At 33.7% G+C, this 22,567-nt stretch carries 20 protein-coding genes and 2 tRNA genes; 19 read left to right on the forward strand and 3 right to left on the reverse strand.

From position 1 onward, the window contains the following. Positions 1-17: 17 nt before the first annotated feature. Both H0Z29_06435 and H0Z29_06440 read right to left on the reverse strand, forming a co-directional pair. Complete coding sequence (locus tag H0Z29_06435; GenBank protein ID MBO8131141.1) at positions 18-977, reverse strand: PD40 domain-containing protein; 960 nt, start codon at positions 975-977, stop codon at positions 18-20. Next, positions 964-2,442, reverse strand: coding sequence for a family 10 glycosylhydrolase (locus tag H0Z29_06440; protein ID MBO8131142.1), 1,479 nt, complete (start codon positions 2,440-2,442; stop codon positions 964-966). The genes H0Z29_06435 and H0Z29_06440 overlap by 14 nt, the downstream gene beginning before the upstream one ends. A gap of 144 nt (positions 2,443-2,586) precedes the next feature. Here H0Z29_06440 and msrA point away from each other — a divergent pair, with 144 nt between their 5' ends. Further along, positions 2,587-3,330, forward strand: coding sequence for a peptide-methionine (S)-S-oxide reductase MsrA (msrA, locus tag H0Z29_06445; protein ID MBO8131143.1), 744 nt, complete (start codon positions 2,587-2,589; stop codon positions 3,328-3,330). 36 nt (positions 3,331-3,366) lie between these two features. Here the strand turns inward: msrA and H0Z29_06450 are convergent, their stop codons facing one another. Beyond that, a complete protein-coding gene (locus H0Z29_06450) occupies positions 3,367-6,618 on the reverse strand; it encodes a PD40 domain-containing protein (protein MBO8131144.1) in 3,252 nt (1,083 codons plus the stop codon). A 182-nt stretch (positions 6,619-6,800) separates the two neighbouring features. Here H0Z29_06450 and H0Z29_06455 point away from each other — a divergent pair. From H0Z29_06455 to H0Z29_06540, 18 genes are all read left to right on the forward strand, one after another. After that, positions 6,801-6,873 (forward strand) — tRNA-Arg (locus tag H0Z29_06455). 31 nt (positions 6,874-6,904) lie between these two features. Continuing rightward, positions 6,905-7,585: a tetratricopeptide repeat protein gene (locus H0Z29_06460; protein MBO8131145.1), complete on the forward strand. Its 681-nt coding sequence runs from the start codon at positions 6,905-6,907 to the stop codon at positions 7,583-7,585. A 96-nt stretch (positions 7,586-7,681) separates the two neighbouring features. Beyond that, positions 7,682-8,137 (forward strand): hypothetical protein, encoded by a 456-nt coding sequence (locus tag H0Z29_06465; GenBank protein ID MBO8131146.1) that lies wholly within the window; start codon positions 7,682-7,684, stop codon positions 8,135-8,137. Positions 8,138-8,152: 15 nt separating this feature from the next. Further along, entirely contained in the window at positions 8,153-9,547 is a 1,395-nt protein-coding gene (gene nusA / locus H0Z29_06470; protein ID MBO8131147.1) for a transcription termination factor NusA, read from the forward strand. A gap of 23 nt (positions 9,548-9,570) precedes the next feature. Further along, positions 9,571-12,141, forward strand: a complete 2,571-nt coding sequence (infB, locus tag H0Z29_06475) for a translation initiation factor IF-2 (protein ID MBO8131148.1) — start codon at positions 9,571-9,573, stop codon at positions 12,139-12,141. A 3-nt stretch (positions 12,142-12,144) separates the two neighbouring features. Then, on the forward strand, positions 12,145-12,426 hold the full coding sequence (locus H0Z29_06480; GenBank protein ID MBO8131149.1) for a DUF503 domain-containing protein: 282 nt from the start codon (positions 12,145-12,147) through the stop codon (positions 12,424-12,426). A gap of 1 nt (position 12,427) precedes the next feature. Next, the gene (gene rbfA, locus H0Z29_06485; protein ID MBO8131150.1) at positions 12,428-12,796 is read left to right on the forward strand and encodes a 30S ribosome-binding factor RbfA; all 369 of its coding nucleotides are present in this window, start codon (positions 12,428-12,430) and stop codon (positions 12,794-12,796) included. Continuing rightward, positions 12,789-13,460: a tRNA pseudouridine(55) synthase TruB gene (gene truB / locus H0Z29_06490; GenBank protein MBO8131151.1), complete on the forward strand. Its 672-nt coding sequence runs from the start codon at positions 12,789-12,791 to the stop codon at positions 13,458-13,460. Before rbfA ends, truB begins: the two co-directional genes overlap by 8 nt. A 1-nt stretch (position 13,461) precedes the next feature. Continuing rightward, on the forward strand, positions 13,462-14,436 hold the full coding sequence (locus H0Z29_06495) for a bifunctional riboflavin kinase/FAD synthetase (protein ID MBO8131152.1): 975 nt from the start codon (positions 13,462-13,464) through the stop codon (positions 14,434-14,436). Next, on the forward strand, positions 14,423-14,692 hold the full coding sequence (gene rpsO / locus H0Z29_06500) for a 30S ribosomal protein S15 (protein MBO8131153.1): 270 nt from the start codon (positions 14,423-14,425) through the stop codon (positions 14,690-14,692). Before H0Z29_06495 ends, rpsO begins: the two co-directional genes overlap by 14 nt. 6 nt (positions 14,693-14,698) lie before the next feature. Continuing rightward, positions 14,699-16,879: a polyribonucleotide nucleotidyltransferase gene (gene pnp / locus H0Z29_06505; protein MBO8131154.1), complete on the forward strand. Its 2,181-nt coding sequence runs from the start codon at positions 14,699-14,701 to the stop codon at positions 16,877-16,879. Between the two features lie 8 nt (positions 16,880-16,887). Next, complete coding sequence (locus H0Z29_06510; GenBank protein ID MBO8131155.1) at positions 16,888-18,123, forward strand: insulinase family protein; 1,236 nt, start codon at positions 16,888-16,890, stop codon at positions 18,121-18,123. 134 nt (positions 18,124-18,257) lie between these two features. Continuing rightward, positions 18,258-19,409 carry an alanine dehydrogenase gene (ald, locus tag H0Z29_06515; GenBank protein MBO8131156.1) on the forward strand — a complete coding sequence of 384 codons (1,152 nt, stop codon included), beginning with the start codon at positions 18,258-18,260 and terminating at the stop codon, positions 19,407-19,409. A 67-nt stretch (positions 19,410-19,476) separates the two neighbouring features. Beyond that, positions 19,477-20,136, forward strand: coding sequence for a polysaccharide deacetylase family protein (locus H0Z29_06520; protein MBO8131157.1), 660 nt, complete (start codon positions 19,477-19,479; stop codon positions 20,134-20,136). An 80-nt stretch (positions 20,137-20,216) separates the two neighbouring features. Then, positions 20,217-20,594: a MerR family transcriptional regulator gene (locus H0Z29_06525; protein ID MBO8131158.1), complete on the forward strand. Its 378-nt coding sequence runs from the start codon at positions 20,217-20,219 to the stop codon at positions 20,592-20,594. Between the two features lie 36 nt (positions 20,595-20,630). Next, positions 20,631-20,705, forward strand: a tRNA-Pro gene (locus tag H0Z29_06530). Between the two features lie 28 nt (positions 20,706-20,733). Further along, complete coding sequence (locus H0Z29_06535) at positions 20,734-21,594, forward strand: hypothetical protein (GenBank protein ID MBO8131159.1); 861 nt, start codon at positions 20,734-20,736, stop codon at positions 21,592-21,594. Between the two features lie 122 nt (positions 21,595-21,716). Then, positions 21,717-22,559 (forward strand): hypothetical protein, encoded by an 843-nt coding sequence (locus H0Z29_06540; protein MBO8131160.1) that lies wholly within the window; start codon positions 21,717-21,719, stop codon positions 22,557-22,559. The last annotated feature ends 8 nt before the right edge of the window (positions 22,560-22,567 follow it).

A 22,567-nucleotide genomic window follows, 5' to 3' on the forward strand; every position in this document is an offset into this window, starting at 1 on the left:
GATCAAAAAAAAGAAGATTAATTTTCCAGATACGTTATCTTTTGTATTAATATTTTCCCTGAATTAAATAAACTATATACAATCCATTTACCATCAGGAGACCATGAGGGAGATAGCTCAATTTTGTCAGGAGTATTTGTAATCTGAAAGAGGTTTTTACCATCCCATGTAGAAATATATATATCCGATGATATAAAGTTATGTCCGTCATCGGTTGACTTACAAAAAACCAGATGTTTGCTGTCTGGCGACCAGGATACGCTGTTAGCATCAGGAAGTTTATATGTAATGTTCTCCCGAAGTGATAGTATATAAACCAGTGATGCAGTTGTTTCAATAGCGATTTTATTATGATCTGGAGATATTGCTGTGTCGATTATTCTAAAATTTGAAAGCTCAATTTTTAATTGATCTAAGATGTTGATTTCAGTGTCTTTTTGTGGATTATAGAGGTATAACTTATTGTCTTTTACATAGATAAGATTCTCATATCCATTTTGTTCTTGCTTATTAAAAACAGGGAACATCTTGAGTTGATCATAAAAATTTAAATATATGCTTTTCCCATCTTTCGTCCATAATGGGAATCCGCTGTCGTCTTTATTGTATTCCTTTATTATTATAAATTTCCCGGAAGGTATTTCAAAAATTTTTATTGCAGAATAAATCTTATCAAATTGTTTTTTATTTACTTTAGCCGCTATGAATTTACCATCGGGGCTCCATTGGTATTTGTATCCAGCGCTTAGCTCATCAGTAATTTGATGGATTTTTTTATCTTTCAAAGATATAACATAAATACCATTGTATTTTGGTTCGGTTACGCTTATATATTTTAAATTTGGTGACCATTTCGGTGATATAAAATATTTATCTTTTGGCGAGACTATTATTGGGACGCCAACAATTTTTATTGGCTGTGCTGTTAAAAAATTGATTATTGATAGAATTAGTATAATTGCGTTATTTATTTTCATACTTGAATTTAATTGGATCAGACATTTGTGAGATATTACCAAATCTGTCAATCGTAGCTATTGAGAAAAATTTTCGATTATATGTGCTTTTGTAATTTGTTAAAAATGAGTCTGTTTTTCCTGAAACTATGGCAAAGATAAGTTCAGGTTTTATTTTTTCTATTTTTTTCTTTTTAGAGTATATAATAATATAATTTTTAATCATATGGTTTTTGTTACTCTTTGTATGATTCCAGGTAAAAAGAATTGTATCCCCTTTTTGAATTATTTGAAAGTTTTCCGGTGGCTGTGAAAAAGTATCTTCGTTTGGAATTTTAGGTGTTAGCGCCGGATATTGGAAACAATTCTTTTTATATATCTGCCATAATCCCTTCATATAGGAAGAGGCAAAGATTGAAATACCATGTAGTCTATTTTTTCTAGCTATCTTGATTTGTTTTATCCCATCTATAGGGTTTATTCTATACAGTCCAATACCTGCAATTATTGGAGTGGTTACAGGTACAATTTCTTTATATTCCATAATAGCTTCTTTAAATCTAGAAGTATTAAAATACATCATAGGAATGATGAAGTCTATTTTACCAATTCTTGCCCATCTAGCAGGATCCTGGTAAACACTATGATATGCATTCCAGTTTGTATTCTTATAATTTCCAATTACAGCAGCCGAAACTTTTATCCATGGTTTTTTGCTTTTTATCAGATTATAGGCGCGAGAAATAAAAATTGTAATCTGTTCTCGTTGCCAGTCATCCCATTTAAGCCCCAGAGGATTGTTCTGTTCCGATTGATACCTTTTTACGCTAATAGGATCATGTGAATACCCAGTTTTATCTGCTCCGTCTGGATACCTGATATAATCAAAATGAATTCCATCTACATCATAATTTGTTATAATGTCGTCAATAACTTTTAATATATGATCATGGACATACGGAATACCTGGGCTGAAAGAAATATACCCATTATTTTTTCTCATTGGCTTACCTGATCTATCGCAAACTAACCATTGAGGATGTTTCTGCAATGGATGAGGTGGATTGGTTTTCTGAATTTTTCCTCGTCCTCTCCATGCAGGAAATACATTAATCCATGCATGCAACTCTAACCCAAGCTTTTTAGTTTCATCTATTGCGTATTGAAGGGGGTCCCACCCGGGTTCCTTCCCAAGTTTGCCTGTTAAAAGTTCACTCCATGGTTCATATTTTGACTTATAAAAAGCATCGGCATTACCTCTGACCTGAAAAAATATAGTGTTGAAATTCGAAATTTTAGCATTTTGGAATATGCTGGAGATAAATCTTTTTATACTGTCTGGATCATGTACTTTCCCTGAAGCTGTATATTCAAACCGGCTTACCCATATCCCTCTTAGTTCATACAGTGGGTTTTCCTCAGAGCAGGATTTAATAATAGAGGAAACTGAAAGAATAAAAATTATTGCAAATTTTAGTTTAGTCATTTTAAAACCCTATAATATCATTAAAATATAATGTTTTTGGTCAACAATTTCGCATCTTTTATGGTAATTATTTAAATTCTGTTTGAAAAAATTTATGGAAATTTTTGTCGGAGATTGAAATCGAAGTTTTGAAAGGTAATAAAAATGAATAGTAATTTAGTTTGCAATTCAGATTACGATCCAGTGTATATTTGTAAAAATTGTCAAAGTTTTTTATTCAGGTTTCAAGATCTGGAAGAGATAAAATCGAGCAAATTAGAATTTTATGATAGGGAAATTAATATTTTTTCAGATGGAGATTTGATACAATGTGATAAATGTGGTACAGAAGTAGGAGTAAAATCTGGTGGTATTGAGCTGTATGTTAACAAAATTACAGAAGTAGATAATAAAATATTCAGTGAATATTTTCAGGAGGCGATTTTCGCTGCTGGATGCTTCTGGGGTGTGGAATATCATTATAAAAGATTAAAAGGAGTGATTTATACTACCGTAGGATATACCGGGGGTGAAAAGTCATATCCCACCTATGAAGAAGTAAAAAAGGGGAATACAGGTCATAAGGAAGCTGTTCATATCTTGTTTGATCCAGAGATTATTACCTATGAAGAACTTATAAAGGTCTTTTTTGAAATCCACGATTTTACCCAAATGGATGGGCAGGGAACCGATATAGGCAGTCAATATCTATCATATATTTTTTACATTGATCAAATACAAAGGAAAACAGCGGAACTTTATATAAAAATTCTCAGGGAAATGGGATATAAAGTGGCTACAAGACTTGAAAAAGCGACAAGATTCTGGAAAGCAGAAGATTATCATCAGGATTATTATGACATAAGAAATGAAAAACCTTACTGCCATATAAGAAGGAAAATTTTTTAGATAAATAGTCCCCGAAAGAACCAGAGGGAGTTGATTTTATCTTTCTGGATAAGGTGGCGGAGGTGGTATGGTTTTCTCTTTTGTCTTTAATTCTTCCATAATTACTTCAATAGCTTTATTCAACTGTTGGTCTATTCCTTCGTATTCGAGGGCTGGATCATTGTCAACGTATATATCTGGTTCTACACCATAACCTTCGATAATCCATCTTTTACCCTCTATATCATACCTTGAAAATTCTGGTTTGTAGAGGTAACCACCATCGAGTAGAGGCAAGCTCGATCTTATACCTACAACGCCTCCCCAGGTTCTTTTACCCACAACTTTCCCAAGTTTATATTTTTTAAACCTGTATGTAAATATATCTCCATCTGATGCGGAGAATTCGTCGCAAAGACATACCATGGGTCCCCAAACAGTACCGTCGGGATTGACAGAGGGTTTTGTATTTCGTGCGATAGTAATCATTGCCACTTCCCTTCTTAGTCTTTCAATTATCATTGGAGATACATTACCACCTCCATTCCCTCTTACATCAATAATCAATCCTTTTTTAGTTATTTGCGGATAATAGTATTTTACAAACTCATTAAGTCCTTCTGATCCCATGTCAGGGATATGTATGTATCCCACTTTACCACCGGTTGCTTTATTGACTTTTTCTATATTATTTTGAACCCAATTGTAGTAGTATAATTTAGATTCGTCATGTATCGGTATTACTATTGTCTCTCGTGCATTTGAAGTCGAAGGTATATCATTGAGTTTAATTTTTATCTGTTTGCCAGCTTTACCTACAAGCAATTTATAAATATTGTTTACAGTATCTGTTCGTATCCCATCGATTTGGATTATAAAGTCGCCTTCTTTTGCCTTGACACCTGGTTCCATAAGCGGAGATTTTAACTCCTTATTCCAGTTGGCTCCTTTGAGTATTTTTACTATCCTGAAATATCCACTTTTTTTATCCTTTACTATTTTTGCTCCAAGGAGTCCCGTTTTGATTCTTTCTGGTTTTGGATAATCGCCTCCACCAACATAAGTATGGCCTACGTTTAATTCGCCTATCATCTCTCCAATGATGTATGTGAGTTCGGCTCTATGAATGACATAGTCAACAAGGGGTAAGTATCTTTTTCTTATTGAATTCCAATCTACACCGTGCATATTTGGGGCGTAGAAAAATTCTCTCATCTGGCGCCAACATTCATTGTATATCTGTAACCATTCTTTTCTCCGCTCGAGTTTTACTGTCATATCGTTAAGATTTAATGGTTTATCTATGGATATAGAGGATTTAGGTAAGTCGATAATAGCATAAGTATTATTTTTTCTTATTAGCATTTTTTTATTGTCAAAAGAAATTATGTAATTATTTATTTCACCAAGCTCCTTTTCTTCTTTTTTCTCAAGGTCAAACATAAATAGTTTGTTTTTATCGTCAGTTGTTCCTTTGCGGATATAGTAGATTTTATTGTTGGCAAAAGATAGATTTCTATAGCGTGATGCTTTTATGGGAAGGGAAACAATTCGGTCCTTTATCCCATCTGTATCTATTGTTACAGATATTTCGTCTTTTTTTCTTTTTTCTTTCTTTTCCTTTTTCTTACCGCTTTCATCAATAGTAACTTCATCATTTTCAGGCTTGAATGGATTTTCAGTATCATTGGCTAAAAGCACGAGGTATATTTTGGCCATATCGAAATAAGCATGATTCCATTCTGTCCAACTATATACGGGATGGAAATCTCTATCAGAAATAAAAGCTATGTATTTTCCATCATCACTGAAAACCGGGGAATAAGAATTATACCAGTTGTCAGTCAATTCATATTTTTTACCATTTTCAATGGAGAATAGATATATTTTATTCATATCATTTTCTTCTAATTTTGAATAAACAATCCATTTACTATCCGGTGACCATGAGTAATCCCTTATTTCCCAATATTCCGATTGATCCACATCGATAATTTTTCCTGTTGTTATATTTACATATCTGAGTCTTTGCATTCTATCACTCCAGAGGAGTTTTTTTGAATCAGGTGACCATAGAATTTTATATCTGTATGTTTCTGCTTTTTTTGTAATCTGTTTTGGTGGTAAGCTGCCGTCTTGAGCTATTATATATATTTCATCTTCACCAGTTCTATCTGAAATAAATGCTATCCATTTCCCATCTGGGGACCAAACAGGGTTTCTATCGTGAACTCCAGGTGTTCTTGTAACATTTCTTATAATCCCCTCATTTGCCGGTAGGGTAAATATATCACCCCTTGCACACAGCACAGCCCTTTTCCCATCAGGCGAAATATCACCACCTGTAATATAGTCTTTTACGTTAATTATTTTATCACGACCGATAAACATATCGTCTTTTACCACTATGTTTATTTTTTTATAAGTATTATTGTTTATGTCATATTTATATATATATCCACCATATTCAAAGACTATTGCTTTTTTACCTATCGATGGAAATTTGATATCGTAATCTTTAAAAAAGGTTAGTTGTTTTGTCTCTTTAGTATTTAAATCATATACATAAAGATTCATCCTTTTATTTTCATCCCTATCGGATAAAAAGAATATTTTAGATTCATACCACATAGGGATGATGTCCTGTGCTTCGTTATTTGTTATATTGATTGTTTTTTTGGTTTCAAAATCATAAACCCATATATCATCAGCCATACCTCCACGATATCTTTTCCATGTTCTGAATTCTCTGAATACCCTATTATAGGCTAGTTTTTTGTCATCAGGCGAAAAAGAACAGAACCCTCCACGTGGTAGAGGTAATTCCTCTGGCATGTCACCGTTAATATTCACAAGATATAGTTTTCCGAGAAATGGATTCCATGAATGCATCCTTGATCTAAATACAATTTTATTATCTGTGTTTGTCCATCCCATCACGATATTATTTGGTCCCATTCTATCGGAGACATCATCTCTGGAAAGGGTAGCAGTATAGGTGAGTCTTATAGGATAACCCCCTTCGGAGGGCATTAAATAAACTTCGGTATTGCCATCGTATTGTGCTGTAAATGCTACCCATTTGCCATCCGGCGAAAATCTTGGGAACATTTCGTATCCTTCATGGGAGGTTAATTTTCTAGCGATGCCGCCCTCGGATGATACAAGATACAAATCACCCCCATAAGAAAATACTACCTTGTCCTCGTGAATTGCGGGAAATCTAAATAATCTGTCAATATTTTGAGGAAAGAGAATATCAAAAAGTAGTATTAGGTATATAACTATCAAAACAATTTTGGATTTCATTTTTTAACCCCTGATTAATTTTGTCGATTTGCTTTTTCTGTTTTAACATAAACAGCAGAAAATTGAACATAAAAAATTTTATTGTAAAGTAAATTTTCTTAAAAATTTTTATCATTATTCGGTGCATAAAAAACTTGATTTTGTGGTAATTTTTGGGATAAAATTCTTAGCTTTTTAAAAATGCCCTCGTAGTTCAACAGGATAGAACGGAGGATTCCTAATCCTCTGATCTGGGTTCGAGTCCCGGCGAGGGTACGAGATTGTTAATTTTCTATGTGGAGACTCTATGTTAAGACCAAAAAAGAAGCTAACAAAGAAAGAGATTAAGAAGGACCCTGTGCTTGAAGTTATCGCAAAGGCTGAGGTGTTTCTCAGATCTAAGGGTAAATGTGTTACATATGCTTTGGTTGGAATTTTCATTGTGATTATGGTTATATTCCTTGTGATAAGATCAAAGCATCAGGCAAATTACGAAGCAAAGGGTGAGCTAGGGCTTGCAGAGTTATCAATAGTACGTGAGGATTACGATGATGCTATTGTGAAATTAAATAAGTTAATTGACAATTACGATGGTACTAAAGCTGGTGGGATTGCTACTTTATTGCTTGCTCAATGTTATTTTTATAAATCTGATTTTGATAATGCGTATTTATTTTACAAAAAATTTATAGATAAATATAAATTTGATAAATTTTTAACTGCCTGTGCGTACAATGGAATGGGAATTGTCGAGGAGAGCAGAGGAAACTATGAATTAGCAGCCAGTTATTATAAGAAGGCAACTGATATATCACCTTATGAATTTCAGAGACACGAATATTTACTAAACTATGCAGATATTCTGATTAAATTGAAACAATATGATGAAGCTGAAAAAATATTATCGAAATTACTTGAAGAAAATCTTGAAAAGAATAACAAAGATAGGGCAGAAGTCTTACTTGGTAAAATCAAATCTGCCGTCTAACTTTAAATTGAGATTGATTATTAAACATAATATAAATAAATTACGGACCGAAGTGGGTAAATCCCACTTTTTTAGTTTGAGCAAGGTGGATTTTAGATGATATATGATGAATTGGAAGTAAAGAGAATTGTAAATAATGTGGTCGAGAAAAATAATTGTTATTTACTCGATGTTATTATAAATCAGAGAGGTAGTAAATTATTTATTAAGGTAGTAGCAGACAATATGAAAGGTATTGATTTAAATACATTAACTTCAATAACGAATGAATTGAGAGATAGTCATGAATTTAATGAAGTAGTTCATCTGGATTATGAACTTGAGGTTACCTCACCGGGTGTGGATTGGCCATTAAGAGAGTATCGTGATTTTTACAAGCATATTGGCAGGGAAATTGAAATTTTTCATAATTTGCCTGATTGTAAATCTCCAGAATTGGGTAAGTTAGTTGATGTGGATATCGATGGTATTATTGTTGAGACAAAGGGTGGTGAAAACAAAAAATATTTATATAGTGAAATAGATCATGGTAGAGTTAAATTAAGGTGGTAAAAAAGGGGGATAAAATTGATAGATAAAGAAGTTATTGAACAGTTAATTAGGGAAAAAAATATAGATAAGAATTTACTATCTGAGATAATCCAGAAGATTTTTATAAATTTGATAGAACGGAAATATGGTGATGCTTCAAACTTTGATGTTATTGTTAACATGGATAAAGGCGAGATTGAAATATATCATCAAAAATCTATTGTGGATAAGGTTACTGATGAGGTAAATGAGATTGATATAAAGGAGGCCAAAAAAGTTGAGCCGGATCTGGATATAGGAGATACATATATTGAAATAGTTAATCCAGAAAGCTTTGGCAGGAGGCTTATAAATTTAGCAAAGCAGAGATTAATACAGGAAATAGTCAAAGTAGAAAAACATACTATTTTTGAAGAGTATAAGAAAAAGATAGGTCAAATCGTTTCCGGTGATATAAGGCAGATAAAGAGAGATGCGGTATATATCTATATTGGGAAAGCGGAGCTAAAGCTACCACGAGAGGAGCAAATACCTGGTGAGAGGTATAGACGAGGTCGTGAGATAAGGGTTTTAATTAAAGACGCAGTAATGGGGAAAGCAGGACCAGAAATAATAGCGTCAAGATCCGATCCACAGTTTTTAATAAAATTGTTTGAAAATGAAGTTCCTGAAATAGCCGATGGGACAGTGGAGATTGTTGCTGTAGCAAGGCATCCAGGTGATAGAAGTAAAGTTGTAGTAAAGTCAAATAATAAAAGAGTTGATGCTGTCGGAGCCTGCGTAGGTATAAAGGGTAGTCGAATTCAGGCTATAGTGCGAGAATTAAACAACGAAAAAATTGATATAATAAATTATAGTACCGAGCCGGAGGTTCTGATAACAAGAGCTTTATCCCCTGCGAGACCTTATGTATTGGAGATTGATGAGGAAAAGAAAACAGCCCTGGCAGTTTTTGAGGACGAAGAGATACCTGTTGCAATCGGTAAGAATGGTCAGAATATAAAACTGGCATCGGAAGTTACTGGATATAATATTGATGCGATTAAAAGGAGTGAATATGAGCTAACAACAAGTGAGATAATATATCTTGAAGATATTGAAAATCTGAGTGAACATGCATGGAAGCTTCTTTATAGTGTGGGTATTGAAACTGCGGATGAGTTTTTAGATACACCACGGGAAGAATTATTGAAAATAAATGGTATAGGCGAAAAAACGCTTGAAAAAATAACTGCTATTATTCAGGAAGCAGTTGAGAAAAGAAAGAAAGAATTAGAGGAAGCAAGAAAGAAAGCTGAAGAGGGTGTTGTTTCATCAGAAGAAGCCACCGCCATGGAGGAAGAGGCAGAAAAAGAAAAAGAATTCGAATTCAGTGAAGAAGAGATTAAGAAATATCTTGATGACTATCAGAAAGATAGTGATAATAAGTGATTAAATAAGGAAAGTTAAGGATAATGGCAAAAAAGAGAAGAGTATACGAGGTAGCAAAGGAATTAAACATATCTCATAAAGAGATAATGGATTATCTTGAGTCTATAGGGGTAGAATGCCAGTCTCATATGTCTCCCATAGATGATGATACGTATTTTAAAATTTTGAAGAGGTTTGCTAAGGAGAAGTCACTGGTTGAGGAGTTAGAAAAAGAACGGGAACGTAAAGAGGCAGAAATAAAACGAAAAATTGAGGAGGAGCTCAGGAAACAGGCTGAGAGGGAGAGAGAACAGATTGAAAAAGAAGTTTTTGAGATGGCATTACCAATATTTAACAATGCTATAATTGATGTTTATGCAGTAGGAGAAAACGTAACAAAAGCTCTTGTATCCGAGGTAATAGAGGAACAGGAACGTTTTGAAGTTATCCCAGAGAAAGAGAAGGGAGAAATTGAGGAAGAATTTAAGGAGATTTTGAAATCAAAATTTAAGAGGGTGAAAGAAAGAGAGGAACTTGAACAAGAAGGAAGTGAAATTATAAATATAGATTTAGATAAAGAAAAGATCAGATTAAGGAAAGAAAAACAAAAGAAGAAAGAAAAAAAGACAATCAGAAGGATAATTACGCGCGAAGAGTTAGAAGAAAAGCTGGGGCTTCACGGGAAGGATTTTGAAGAGGAAACACGAATAAAGGGTGGTCGAAAAAGAAAACGTGAAGAGATAGATGAAAAGAAGGTTGAGGATCTGATCCGACGTACAAAAGCTAAAATGGTTTCAAAGAGTACAAAGAAGAAATACAGGAAGCAGACAGAAGAGGGTGAAATAGTAGAAGAGAAAGAGAAAATTAAAGTAATGGAGTTTACTACTGTGGAGAATCTTGCGAATCTTATGGATGTTGAGCCCAGTGATGTCATTCAGAAATGTATAGAAATGGGATTATTTGTAACTATTAATCAACGACTTGATTTTGAAACTATATCCCTAATAGCGGATGAATTTGGATATGAAGTTGAACAGGCTACAGAATACGACGAGGAAATTTTTAAAATTGAGGATACTGAAGAAGATAAGAAGAAAGCAACTCCAAGACCACCTGTAGTTGTTGTAATGGGTCATGTTGATCATGGTAAAACCTCATTACTTGATTACATTAGGCGTTCAAATGTTGTAGCTGGAGAAGCGGGTGGTATTACACAACACATAGGTGCATACGAGGTAGAAATTGATAATAACAAAAAAATAACTTTCATAGATACGCCGGGTCATGAGGCATTTACAGAAATGAGGGCAAGAGGGGCCCAGGTAACTGATATAGTTGTCCTTGTGGTTGCCGCCGATGATGGAGTAATGCCTCAGACAATTGAAGCTATAAACCATGCTAAGGCAGCAAATGTACCGATAGTTGTTGCTATAAATAAGATTGATAAGCCTAATGCCGATCCAGAGAGAGTAAAGAGGGAATTGTCAGAGCACGGGGTACTTGTTGAGGATTGGGGTGGTAATGTGCAGTGTGCTGAAATTTCGGCAAAAACGGGTAAGGGAATAGATGAACTACTTGAAAAAATACTACTTGAAGCTGAATTATTGGATTTGAAAGCAAATGCGAATACTTTAGCAAGAGGGACAGTAATTGAAGCAAAACTTGATAGAAGACATGGTCCAGTAGCAACTATACTTATTCGTAAAGGTACTTTGCGAATAGGTGAGCCTTTTGTATGTGGTGCAACTTCAGGTAAGGTGAGACTCTTACTCGATGAGAGGGGAAATAGAAAAACAGATGCAAAACCATCAGATCCCGTTCAGGTAGTCGGATTTGATAGCCTGCCTCAGGCTGCGGACATTTTCGCTGTTGTAAATGATGAAAAAGAAGCAAGAAGAATAGCTTTTGAAAGACAGAGAGTTCTCAGAGAGCAGCAGCTGCGTAAGGCAACTGAATTAACCCTTGATAAACTTTCGCAGAAGATAGCTGAAGGAGAAGTAAAGCAATTGCCAGTTATAGTAAAGGCAGATGTGGATGGATCTCTTGAAGCTGTATGTCAGTCTCTACAGGATCTTGGCAATGAGGAGGTTAGTGTGAATATTATTCATAGAGCTGTAGGTCAAGTTTCAGATAATGATATCCTTCTGGCAAAGGCATCCCAGGCTATTATAATCACATTTAATTTAAGTCCAACAGCAAGAATAAGGGACCTCGCGAAACGTGAAAATGTTGAAATCCGCTCTTATAATGTTATATATGAAATGATAGATGATGTAAAAGCTGCCCTTGGAGGAATGCTGAAGCCAGAGAAAGTGGAAGAGTCCCTTGGCGTAGTGGAAGTGAGACAGATATTTAAAGTACCAAAAGTAGGTTTGGTGGCTGGATGCTATGTAACCAGTGGGAAAGTCGTTAGAAATGCTCATGCCAGAATTAAGAGAAACGGGGAAGTAATATTTGACGGTTTTATTGAATCTTTGAAACGATTCAAAGATGATGTAAGAGAAGTTCATGAAGGGTTTGAATGCGGTATATCTCTCGCTGGATTTGACGACTATAAAGAAGGTGATGAAATTGAAGTTTATGATGTTAAATCGGTGAAAAGAACTTTAGAATAGGATATGACGATTGGATATTTGCAGCTTGATCTATATTTACCGGGAGTAAATTCTATAAAGCATAAGAGATCTGTAGTGAGTAGTATAAAAAATAGGTTGAGGAACAAATATAATATTGCCATAGCAGAAATGAATGCAAACAGTCACTGGAGTAGAGTAAGCCTTGGAATCACCACGCTAAGTGATAGTTATAATATTGTCAATAATATATTAAATGATGTTGAACGTTATATAGAAGCAAATTTTGAAGTTTCTATTATTAACAGAAACATAGAGTTTTTATAATATGTCATTTTCGAGGGTAAAAAGAGTTTCTGACGAATTACAGAAGATATTAAGTGAGATTATTGTTGTTGATGATCCATTTGATTTGGGTACGATGGTAACAATATCAAAGGTTGAACTATCCAAAGATTTTAAACAGGCAAAGGTGTATATCAGCATATATGACGAGAATTCTGCTAAAAGGGACGAAGTTATTAACAAGTTACGTGAAAAAGCAGGTAAGATAAGGTATGAACTCGGTAGAAAAGTGAGATTAAAATATATACCTAGGTTAATATTTTATGAAGATGAAACATTGCAATATGTTGAGCGGATTGAGAATATAATTAAGGAGCTAAAATATTCGGACAATGAAGATGGAAATGAATAACACAATATTGAATATATATAAACCAGTTGGTATCACATCTTTCGATGTTGTTAGAATTATACGCAGAGCTACTGGCATAAAGAAGGTAGGACATGGTGGTACGCTGGATCCCTTTGCCGAGGGTGTTCTCTTGATAATGACCGGAAATAAGACAAAGAAAATGCAGGAAATTCTAATGTATAATAAAGTTTATGAAGCTATTTTAAAATTAGGTCAATCCACCGAAACAGGTGATCCAACGGGAAGAATAATTGGTAGATGTGATATTCCAGAAATTGAGGTTAATTTGTTGGAGGAAGTACAGAAAAAATTTACTGGTAAGATTTTGCAAGAACCCCCAATTTATTCTGCAAAAAAAATTAATGGTATTCCAGCCTATAAATATGCTAGAAGGGGAGAAAAGATAAAGCTCGAAACTAAGGAAGTAAACATTTTAGATTTATCCCTACGGAAGATTAGTCATGATAAAATTAGTATATACGTTGAATGTGGATCTGGAACCTATATAAGAAAACTTGGTGAGGATATTGCTAGGGAGCTTGGTACATGTGGTTATCTCGTCAATCTAAAAAGGTTACGAGTGGGACCTTATAAAATAGAAGATTCAATAAAAATAGATAGATTTTTAAAATTAATAGAGGTTGATACTAAAAAGAGAGTTTAAAATGCAGGTATTCTTTGGACTGAACACATTTCCAAAACATTATGCAAGCTCTGTTGCTACAATTGGTGTGTTTGATGGTCTGCATAGAGCACATATGGAAATTATAAGAAATGTAGTTCAAAGAGCGAAAGAGTTAAATACTCATCCGATATTGATTAACTTTGAGCCTCATCCCAAAGTTATAAAAGGGGAAATGGAATCTATAGGCGGAATATTGACTTCACCTAAGGAAAAAATGAAAATTCTGAAAAATTCTGGATTGGAGGCTATACTGTTTTTAAATACCGACAGAGAATTACTCGACATTGCCCCTGAGGACTTTGTAAAAACCATACTAGTGGGGCACATAAGAGTTAAGGAATTAATAGTTGGTTTTGATTACAGGTTTGGGAAAGATAGAAGCGGCGATATCTATGATTTAAAGAAATTCGGGAAAAAATTTGGGTTTAATGTTAATATAATTAATCCTATAAAGGATAGCAATTTTATGATTAAGTCTTCCAGAATAAGAGAACATTTACTTAAAGGAAATATAAAAGAGGCGAACAGATTACTCGGAAGGTATTACGGGATAACTGGTTTTGTGGTAAGAGGTGAAGGTAGGGGAAGAGAGTTAGGATATCCAACTGCCAATCTGCGGCTAACATATAAACATAAACTTGTTCCTAAATCAGGTACGTACCTGACTTTATCTCACTTTAAGGGATTTTATAGGTATGGTTTATGCAATATAGGTTATAGACCTACTTTTGAAGGGACAGAGCTTTCTATAGAGGTGTATATTTTCGAGCCCATAGAAGGTGAATTGTACGGAACAGAGATGGAGGTATTTTTCATTGAAAGAATGAGGGATGAGAAAAAATTCAGCTCTGTTGAGGAATTGAAAAAACAAATAGAAAAAGATAGGATGGAGGGTCTAAAATTAATTGAATCCATAAAGGAAGAAAGGGAGGTGGAGTTAGATGTCATTAACTAAGGAAGTGAAAAGAGAATTAGTTGAGAAATTTGGTAGTAATCCCTCGGATACAGGAAGAACGGAAGTACAGATTGCAATTCTAACGAAGCGAATACAGAGACTAACGGAGCATTTTAAAAAGAATAAGAAAGATTTTGGTTCTATTAGGGGGTTGTATAAGCTGGTTGGTAGAAGAAAAAGGCTATTGGAATATCTTAAGAGGAAGGATATTAAAAGATATGAAAATATAGTAAATGAATTAAATCTTAGGAAATAAGGAGGAATCTTGTTGATTCAAAAGAAAACAATATTTTCTGGGAGGGAGTTGATTTTAGAGTCTGGCAGAATGGCAAAACAGGCAAACGGGTCTGTTGTTGTAAGATATGGAGACACGATGGTTCTTATTACCGCCACATCAAATTTTTTTAGCAGTCCGAATCAGGATTTTTTCCCATTACAAGTTGATTATATTGATAAAGCCTATGCTGCTGGTCGCATACCCGGTGGTTTTTTTAAAAGGGAAGGTAAACCTTCAGAAAAGGAGATATTAAGTGCCAGGTTGATAGATAGATCAATTAGACCGTTATTCCCCGATGGTTTTTTATCTGAAACTCAAATAATTGTTAATGTAATATCAAGTGATCAAAAAAACCCTGGAGATATACTTGGGATTCTTGGAGCCTCTGCTGCATTATCAATATCTAACATTCCTTTTAATGGTCCAATAGCCGGTGTAAGAGTTGGACGCATAGACAATCGATTTGTTTTGAATCCTACACTTCAGGAGCTGGAGCAGAGTCAGATGGATATTGTTGTAGCAGGGAGTGAAAATTCAGTCATAATGGTAGAAGGCGAAGCAAAGGAAATTCCTGAGGATATATTCATATCTGCTATTGAATTTGCCCAAGAAGGAATAAGGGAATTAATTAGATTTCAAAATGAATTTAGTAATTCCTTTAACGTTGATAAATATTCTTTTGAACCCAGAGTACCATCAGAAGAGTTTGTAAATCTGGTAACTGAGAAGGTGTTACCTCATTTAAATGAATGGAGAGAGAAAGCAAAAATATCTAAAAAATTAAGATCGGATAGTATAAATCAATTTATAGCTAAACTTACAGATGAACTCGCTGATCAGTTCCCTGAGGATGTAGTATTTGTTCAAACTATTGTTGAAGATATTGTGAAAAAAGATATGCGAAAACTGATTTCTGAGAAGACGATTAGACTTGACGGAAGGGGACTAAGTGACATTCGACCGATTACATGTGAGGTAGGTGTTTTACCAAGAGCTCACGGATCAAGCCTTTTTACCAGAGGAGAGACTCAAAGTCTATGTAGTGTGACTCTTGGGACGAAATTTGATGAGCAAATAATTGATGATATAGATAAAGAAATTGCTACAAAAAGGTATATGCTACATTACAATTTTCCTCCTTTCTGTGTTGGTGAAGTCAGACCCTTAAGAGGTCCTGCAAGAAGGGAAATAGGACATGGGAATCTTGCTGAAAGGGCATTGAAATTCCAGATACCTTCTGAGGAAGAGTTTCCATACACAATCAGAGTTGTATCTGACATACTGGAATCCAATGGAAGCTCATCTATGGCTACGGTGTGTGCTGGTTCTATGGCATTAATGGATGCGGGTGTACCCATTAAGAAGACAGTGGCTGGTATCGCAATGGGGCTTGTGAAAGAAAATGATGAATATTTCATTCTTTCTGATATAATAGGTGCTGAGGATCATTATGGTGATATGGATTTTAAGGTTGCTGGCACAAGGGAAGGAATTACTGCTATACAGATGGACTTAAAAATTGAAGGAATATCTCATGATATTATGAAAAAAATTCTTCATCAGGCCAAGATAGGAAGATTGAGTATAATTGATATAATGGAGCAGACAATAAGTGCTCCAAGAAGTTCAATTTCTCCTTATGCACCGAAAATTACTACTCTAAAAATAGATACAACATTAATTGGAGAGGCAATTGGACCTGGTGGTAAAAACGTTAAACATATTTTTTCGACTACGGGAGCAACAATTGAAATTGCCGATGATGGGACTGCGTTTATAAGTGGACCGACAATGGAAGCTATTGAACAAGCAAAGAAAATGTTATCCGAATCTGTAGTAAAACCTGTAGAAGGAGAAAAATATAAGGGAGTGGTGAAAAGAATAGAAAAATATGGCGCTTTTGTAGAGTTTTTGCCAGGCAAAGAAGGGTTATTACACATTTCTGAAATTGACCATAAGAGGATACCTGATATAAGTAAAATTTTAAAAGTAGGTGACGTAATTGAGGTTAAGTTAAAGAAGATAAATGGTCTGGGTAGATATGAATTGACAAGGAAGGAACTTATACCAGCGCCGGATAACCACCATCCTATGGGAAAGAGATTTCCTCATTCAGAGAATAGAAGAAAATTTAATTCCGACAAAAAAAGATTTCATAGAGAATAGTAAAATAGATGGTTTTCCCGGAAAATATTAAGCTAACGACCCTTGATAATGGTCTAAGGATTGTAACAGAAAAAGTAGATTATGTAAAGTCAGTATCCCTTGGAATATGGGTAAAAGCTGGATCGATATATGAGAATAAGGAAAATAATGGAATTTCCCACCTTATAGAACATTTATTATTTAAAGGTACAAAAAAGCGTTCTTCATTTCAAATTGCCTACGATGTAGAATCACTTGGTGGTGCTATTAATGCATTTACAACAAAGGATATAACCTGTTATTATGTAAGAACAATTGATGAACATTTATCAAACATATTTGATGTTATAACTGACATTGTTAGAAATTATGACTTAAATGATGGAAAGCTTAATTTTGAGAAAAAAGTTGTATATGAGGAGATAAAAGAATCAGAGGATGATCCATTTGAGTATCTTAATGATTGTTTTGGACTTTGTTTGTATCCTGATCATCCTTACGGTTTCCCAATACAGGGTACAATTGAAAGTGTTAAAAGAATCAGTCTGGAAGATGTGCAGGATTTCATAAGTAGATTTTATAGACCCGAAAACATAGTTGTTTCTGCAGCTGGAAACTTGGATCATGATGAAGTATTAAAATTGTCTGAAAAATTAATATTTACTACTAAAAATATAAAAGATGAGTTTAAAATACCATCATTAACTTATCCAAAGGAAAAGACTTATATTTTTAACAAAGACATAAAGCAGGCACACGTAATCCTAGGACGCAGGACATTTCCGATCTGGGATGATCGAAGGTACGTGTTGAACCTATTTAATATCATGTTAAGTGGTGGGATGAGTTCAAGATTATTTCAAAATATAAGAGAAAAATACGGTTATGTCTATTCAATCAACTCTTTTATTGATTTTTTTGATAATCAGGGTGTTTTTGGCCTTTATGCTGGAGTTAATAGTAAAAAAATAGAGAGAGTTATAGACCTTATGTATAATGAGATGGAGAAATTCATAAAGGGTGATTTGAAACACGATGAAATAAAGAAAGCAAAGGAGCAATTAAAGAGTTCGATAATTTTCTCCTTTGAGAGTATGTCATCGAGGATGAATCGTTTGGCAAAAATGTTAATATACGAGAATAAAATATACTCTATTGATGATATAATTTCTAAAGTAGAGATAATAGATATCGATGATATAGTAGAACTTTCCCGATTCCTGTATAATAAAAACGAAATGATTGAAGTAATTTTAAAAAGGTGAAATAATACTAAATTTCTCTCTATTTAACCATCCATTTCTAATTCATTTCTCTCAAACTTAATTAAATTAATTTTTGTATTGGTGAAATATAAAAATATTATAAATTGTAATTATGATAGTGTGAGGGTGAAGAAATGTTAATAGGTGTACCAAAGGAGATTAAAAAGAGTGAAAATCGTGTTTCTTTAACACCAATGGGTGTGGAGGTTTTAGTCCAGGAAGGTCATAAGGTATTGGTTGAAAAAAATGCTGGATTAGGAAGTGGGTTTGCGGATAGAGAATATGAGAAAAACGGTGCCATAATTGTAGAGACTGCAAGAGAAATATTTGAAAAAGCGGAGATGATAGTAAAGGTAAAAGAACCGCAGAAAGAAGAACTAGAGATGATAAAACCAGGGCAGATTGTCTTTACATATTTTCATTTTGCAGCCTCTGAAGAGTTGACTGTGGGTTTTTTAAAAACGGGCTCAATTGCAGTAGCTTATGAGACACTGGAGCTAGAAGATGGTACTCTGCCTCTTTTAGTTCCGATGAGCGAGGTGGCAGGAAGGATGGCGGTACAGGAGGGTGCGAAATATCTTGAAAAGGCTCAGGGTGGTAAAGGTATTCTTCTTGGCGGTGTACCTGGTGTGAAGCCAGCGGTCGTTACTATTATTGGGGGAGGTGTAGTTGGTACAAATGCAGCAAAGATGGCTGCGGGGCTTGGAGCAAATGTTTTTATACTCGACATTAATCTTGATAGGTTAAGATATCTTGATGATGTCATGCCCAAAAATGTAACCACACTTTATTCTAATCCATATAATATAAGGAGCCTTTTGTCGGATACAGATCTTTTAATAGGTGCTGTTTTAATAGTTGGGGGTAAAGCACCGAAACTTGTAACTAGGGATATGTTAAAATTAATGAGAAAGGGGTCTGTAATTGTAGACGTTGCAGTAGACCAGGGAGGATGCATAGAAACAACCAGACCAACTACTCATGATGATCCAGTATATGTTGTTGACGGTATACTACACTATTGTGTTGCTAATATGCCAGGTGCTGTTCCCTATACTTCGACGATTGCTTTAACTAATGCAACATTTCCCTACATTAAATTGCTGGCAAATAAAGGCATTATCAATGCTCTTAAAGAATCGCGTGAGCTACGTACGGCTTTAAATATTTATAGAAGTAAAATAACCCATCCTAATGTTGCAAAATCTTTTTATCTTGATTATATTGAACCCGAGAAAGCAATTTTGGAGGATAACAATAGTAAATCGAGTATTAGTTTATCATAAAATAGATTATATAAGAGAAATCGGTTTTAACAACATAAAGCCAGAGCAATTTCGTTTCCAGATAAAAATGTTAAAAGAGAGGGGATATATATTTAAAAATATCTCTCAACTGAATGATGACGGTGAAATATCTATTAACTTTGACGATTCATACCAGTGTATTTATAGAAATGCTTTCCCTATATTACAGGAAATGAATATCCCAGCTACTTTTTTTGTTATTACTGATTATATAGGTAGAAAAAATATGTGGGATGTAAAATTATCAAAAGACAGAGCAAAACATTTAGACGATTTGCAAATAAAGGAATTAATAAGATACGGATGGGAATTAGGTTCACATACAAGAAGCCATCGTTGTTTGACATTACTCGCACGAGATGAACTGATTAAAGAAATAAAATTGTCTAAGGAGGAATTGGAGAATCGATTTGGTGTTAAAGTAAGGTCTTTATCTGTACCTTTTGGTAGATTAAACCAGAGGGTTATAGAACTTGCTCTGGAGTTTGGTTATGAGAAAATTTGCGGATTTTTCCCTTTTAAATACTATTTCAACGGAGTTAATAAATTCATTGTTCCAAGGATAGCAGTATATTCAGTAGATAATATAGGAAATATTGTAAATAAAATCTCCAGTGATCGGAAGAGATTGTTTTTTGAAGTTTTAAAGCAGAATGTTATAAATTTCTGTGCAAATGGAACTATTTTAACGAAATCAATTAGCTAATGAAAATACTTGACAGAACGGTTAATTATGGCTATAATATTAAAGTTTTAGTTTAAGTGCTATTGAAATTCGTTTGAGGTATGGTTAGAACGATTAAGAAACTTTATTATTCAATTGGTGAGGTAAGCAAGATTACTGGATTGAAGCCACACGTTCTAAGGTATTGGGAGTCGGAATTTTCTCAATTATCTCCAGCAAAAAATAGAGCCGGTAATCGTATATATAGAGAAAAGGATATAGAATTAATCCATCTAATCAAAAACCTATTATATGAAAAAAAATTTACAATAGAAGGAGCAAAAAAATATTTAAAGGAAATGAAGAGAAATGTTTCAATATCATCGGTTGATGTTAGTAAAGAAGAGTCTCTATCAAAAAAAAGAATTTTGGAAGTATTACAAAAAATTAAATTAGAGTTGATAGAAATAGCAAATTTGTTAGATAAAATTGATATATAATTTTTAAATTTGCTATAGCTTTTTGTTATATGAATACGGAGCGTGGCGCAGTCAGGATAGCGCACCTGAATGGGGTTCAGGAGGTCGTCGGTTCGAATCCGACCGCTCCGACTAGTATTTCTTTCTATGGTATCAAAAGTTGGAATTTTATCATATTTGCAAGGATATAAATAAAGTAATCAGTGGTAAAGAAGGGGATAATTATTTAATCGTAGAGTTTACAAATGAGATAGATTACGAAACAATTGAAAAGAGGATTTCCAGTATCAAAGAGATTTATAAAGAATCAAAAATAGGACTCTATTTTAATTGTTTTGAAAATGAGTCCTTATATCAGAAAAGTTCATTTTATTCACCCGTTAATTATAGAGGTATTAATTATATACCTAAAAATAGTTATCATCCAGTTTGTCCAAACTATCCTGAGGTGAGAGAAAATTTTTATTCTTTTTTAGAAAAAGCTCAAATTATCAGACCTGATGTAATTTATTTTGACAATCTTGGATATCCTTTTGACTGGATAAATGACCCATTGGATGTTAAGGACCCGATGCCAAGGTATTGTTATTGTCCCTATTGTCTTGTCGGATTTTCCAGTGTTGTTGGAAAAATTATCTCAAATGAAGAACAAATGATGGATTATATGGAGGAATGGTTGGAATGGAGAATAACTACAATATCCAATCTGGTTAGTGATATAAGAGAGTATTATGGAGGCAAGGCAATTATATCACTGCTTCCTCTATTTTTGATCGATATACCCTTTGTTACAGGACAGGAAATTTTTGGGTTTCTGGGGAAAAATTTTTATTTGTCAACAAAGTTTTTTATCTGGGATAGGAAAAGGATTATTGGATGGTATAAAAATATTTTGGAGCAGATTAATATTGAAATCCCAAAGGAAAAATTTCTGTTTAGTGTAAGAATAACAGATATTGAAAAGTTGTGGAGAATGGTTCCTAATATCGAAAATTATCATGGTGTTGTAGTATTTGATTGATTATAAGTATTATAAATAATTCTTTTCACTAACACGATTAAACAATTTCTTGACAATGTAGTTTATTAAATTCTATGTTATGAATGTTTATTTAAATTAATATATGATCAGGTTCGTTAAGTATGCCCAAGAGACGAGGTCTTATATATAAATTTTTTATAATATTAATTCTTTTTATAGCTGTTGCTGCTGGATATTATGTTTTTAAAAAGAGACCAGAAAAAAACATAAGGAAAATACTTTATCGAGATTATATAAATATTATAAGCTATAACATTAATCATGCAATTGGAACTGATGGTAATTATAGTATTTCAAGAATTATAAGAGCTCTAAGACGTAAGCCTTCTGATTTAATATTTTTATTTGATGTTGATTATAAACTGGGTAGAACTTTTTATGATGATCAAGCTAGAATAATAGCTGCAAACCTAGGAATGGAGTTTACATTTGGAAAGCTTATAGAACATGATGGTGGATGGAACGGTTTTGCTATTCTTACCAGATATCCAATAGAGTTTTCGGAATTACAGGTAAATAAGGAAGGTAACAACATCACCTACGGCATACTTCATGCGACTACAAAAATAGGATATAAAAAAATTCATTCTTATGGCATCTATTTCTTAGGTGATTCGTCCTCTTTTCATGACGATTTTAAGAAAATAATTGATTTGATTATGAAAAGAGGAATTAATAATTATATCGTTGCTTCAACATGTTTTAAGAATCCTCCAGATGATAAAATAATGAGTGACATGTCTTATTATCTATACGAAATGAGTTCAGCCAGAATTGATGCTGAAAGTGTTGACTATGTAAATGATTTAGTGAATATAATGAACTTTATTTATATAAATGATTATTTTGAGCCCGTGGAGTTTTTGATTATGAATGAAGATATAGCTCAGGAGGCGAGTGATTATTCCCCAATCTGGGCAAAAGTAAAAATAAAAATAGAATAAAAATATGG

Source organism: Candidatus Neomarinimicrobiota bacterium (assembly GCA_017656425.1).
Lineage (GTDB): Bacteria > Fidelibacterota > UBA2242 > UBA2242 > B5-G15 > JACDNV01.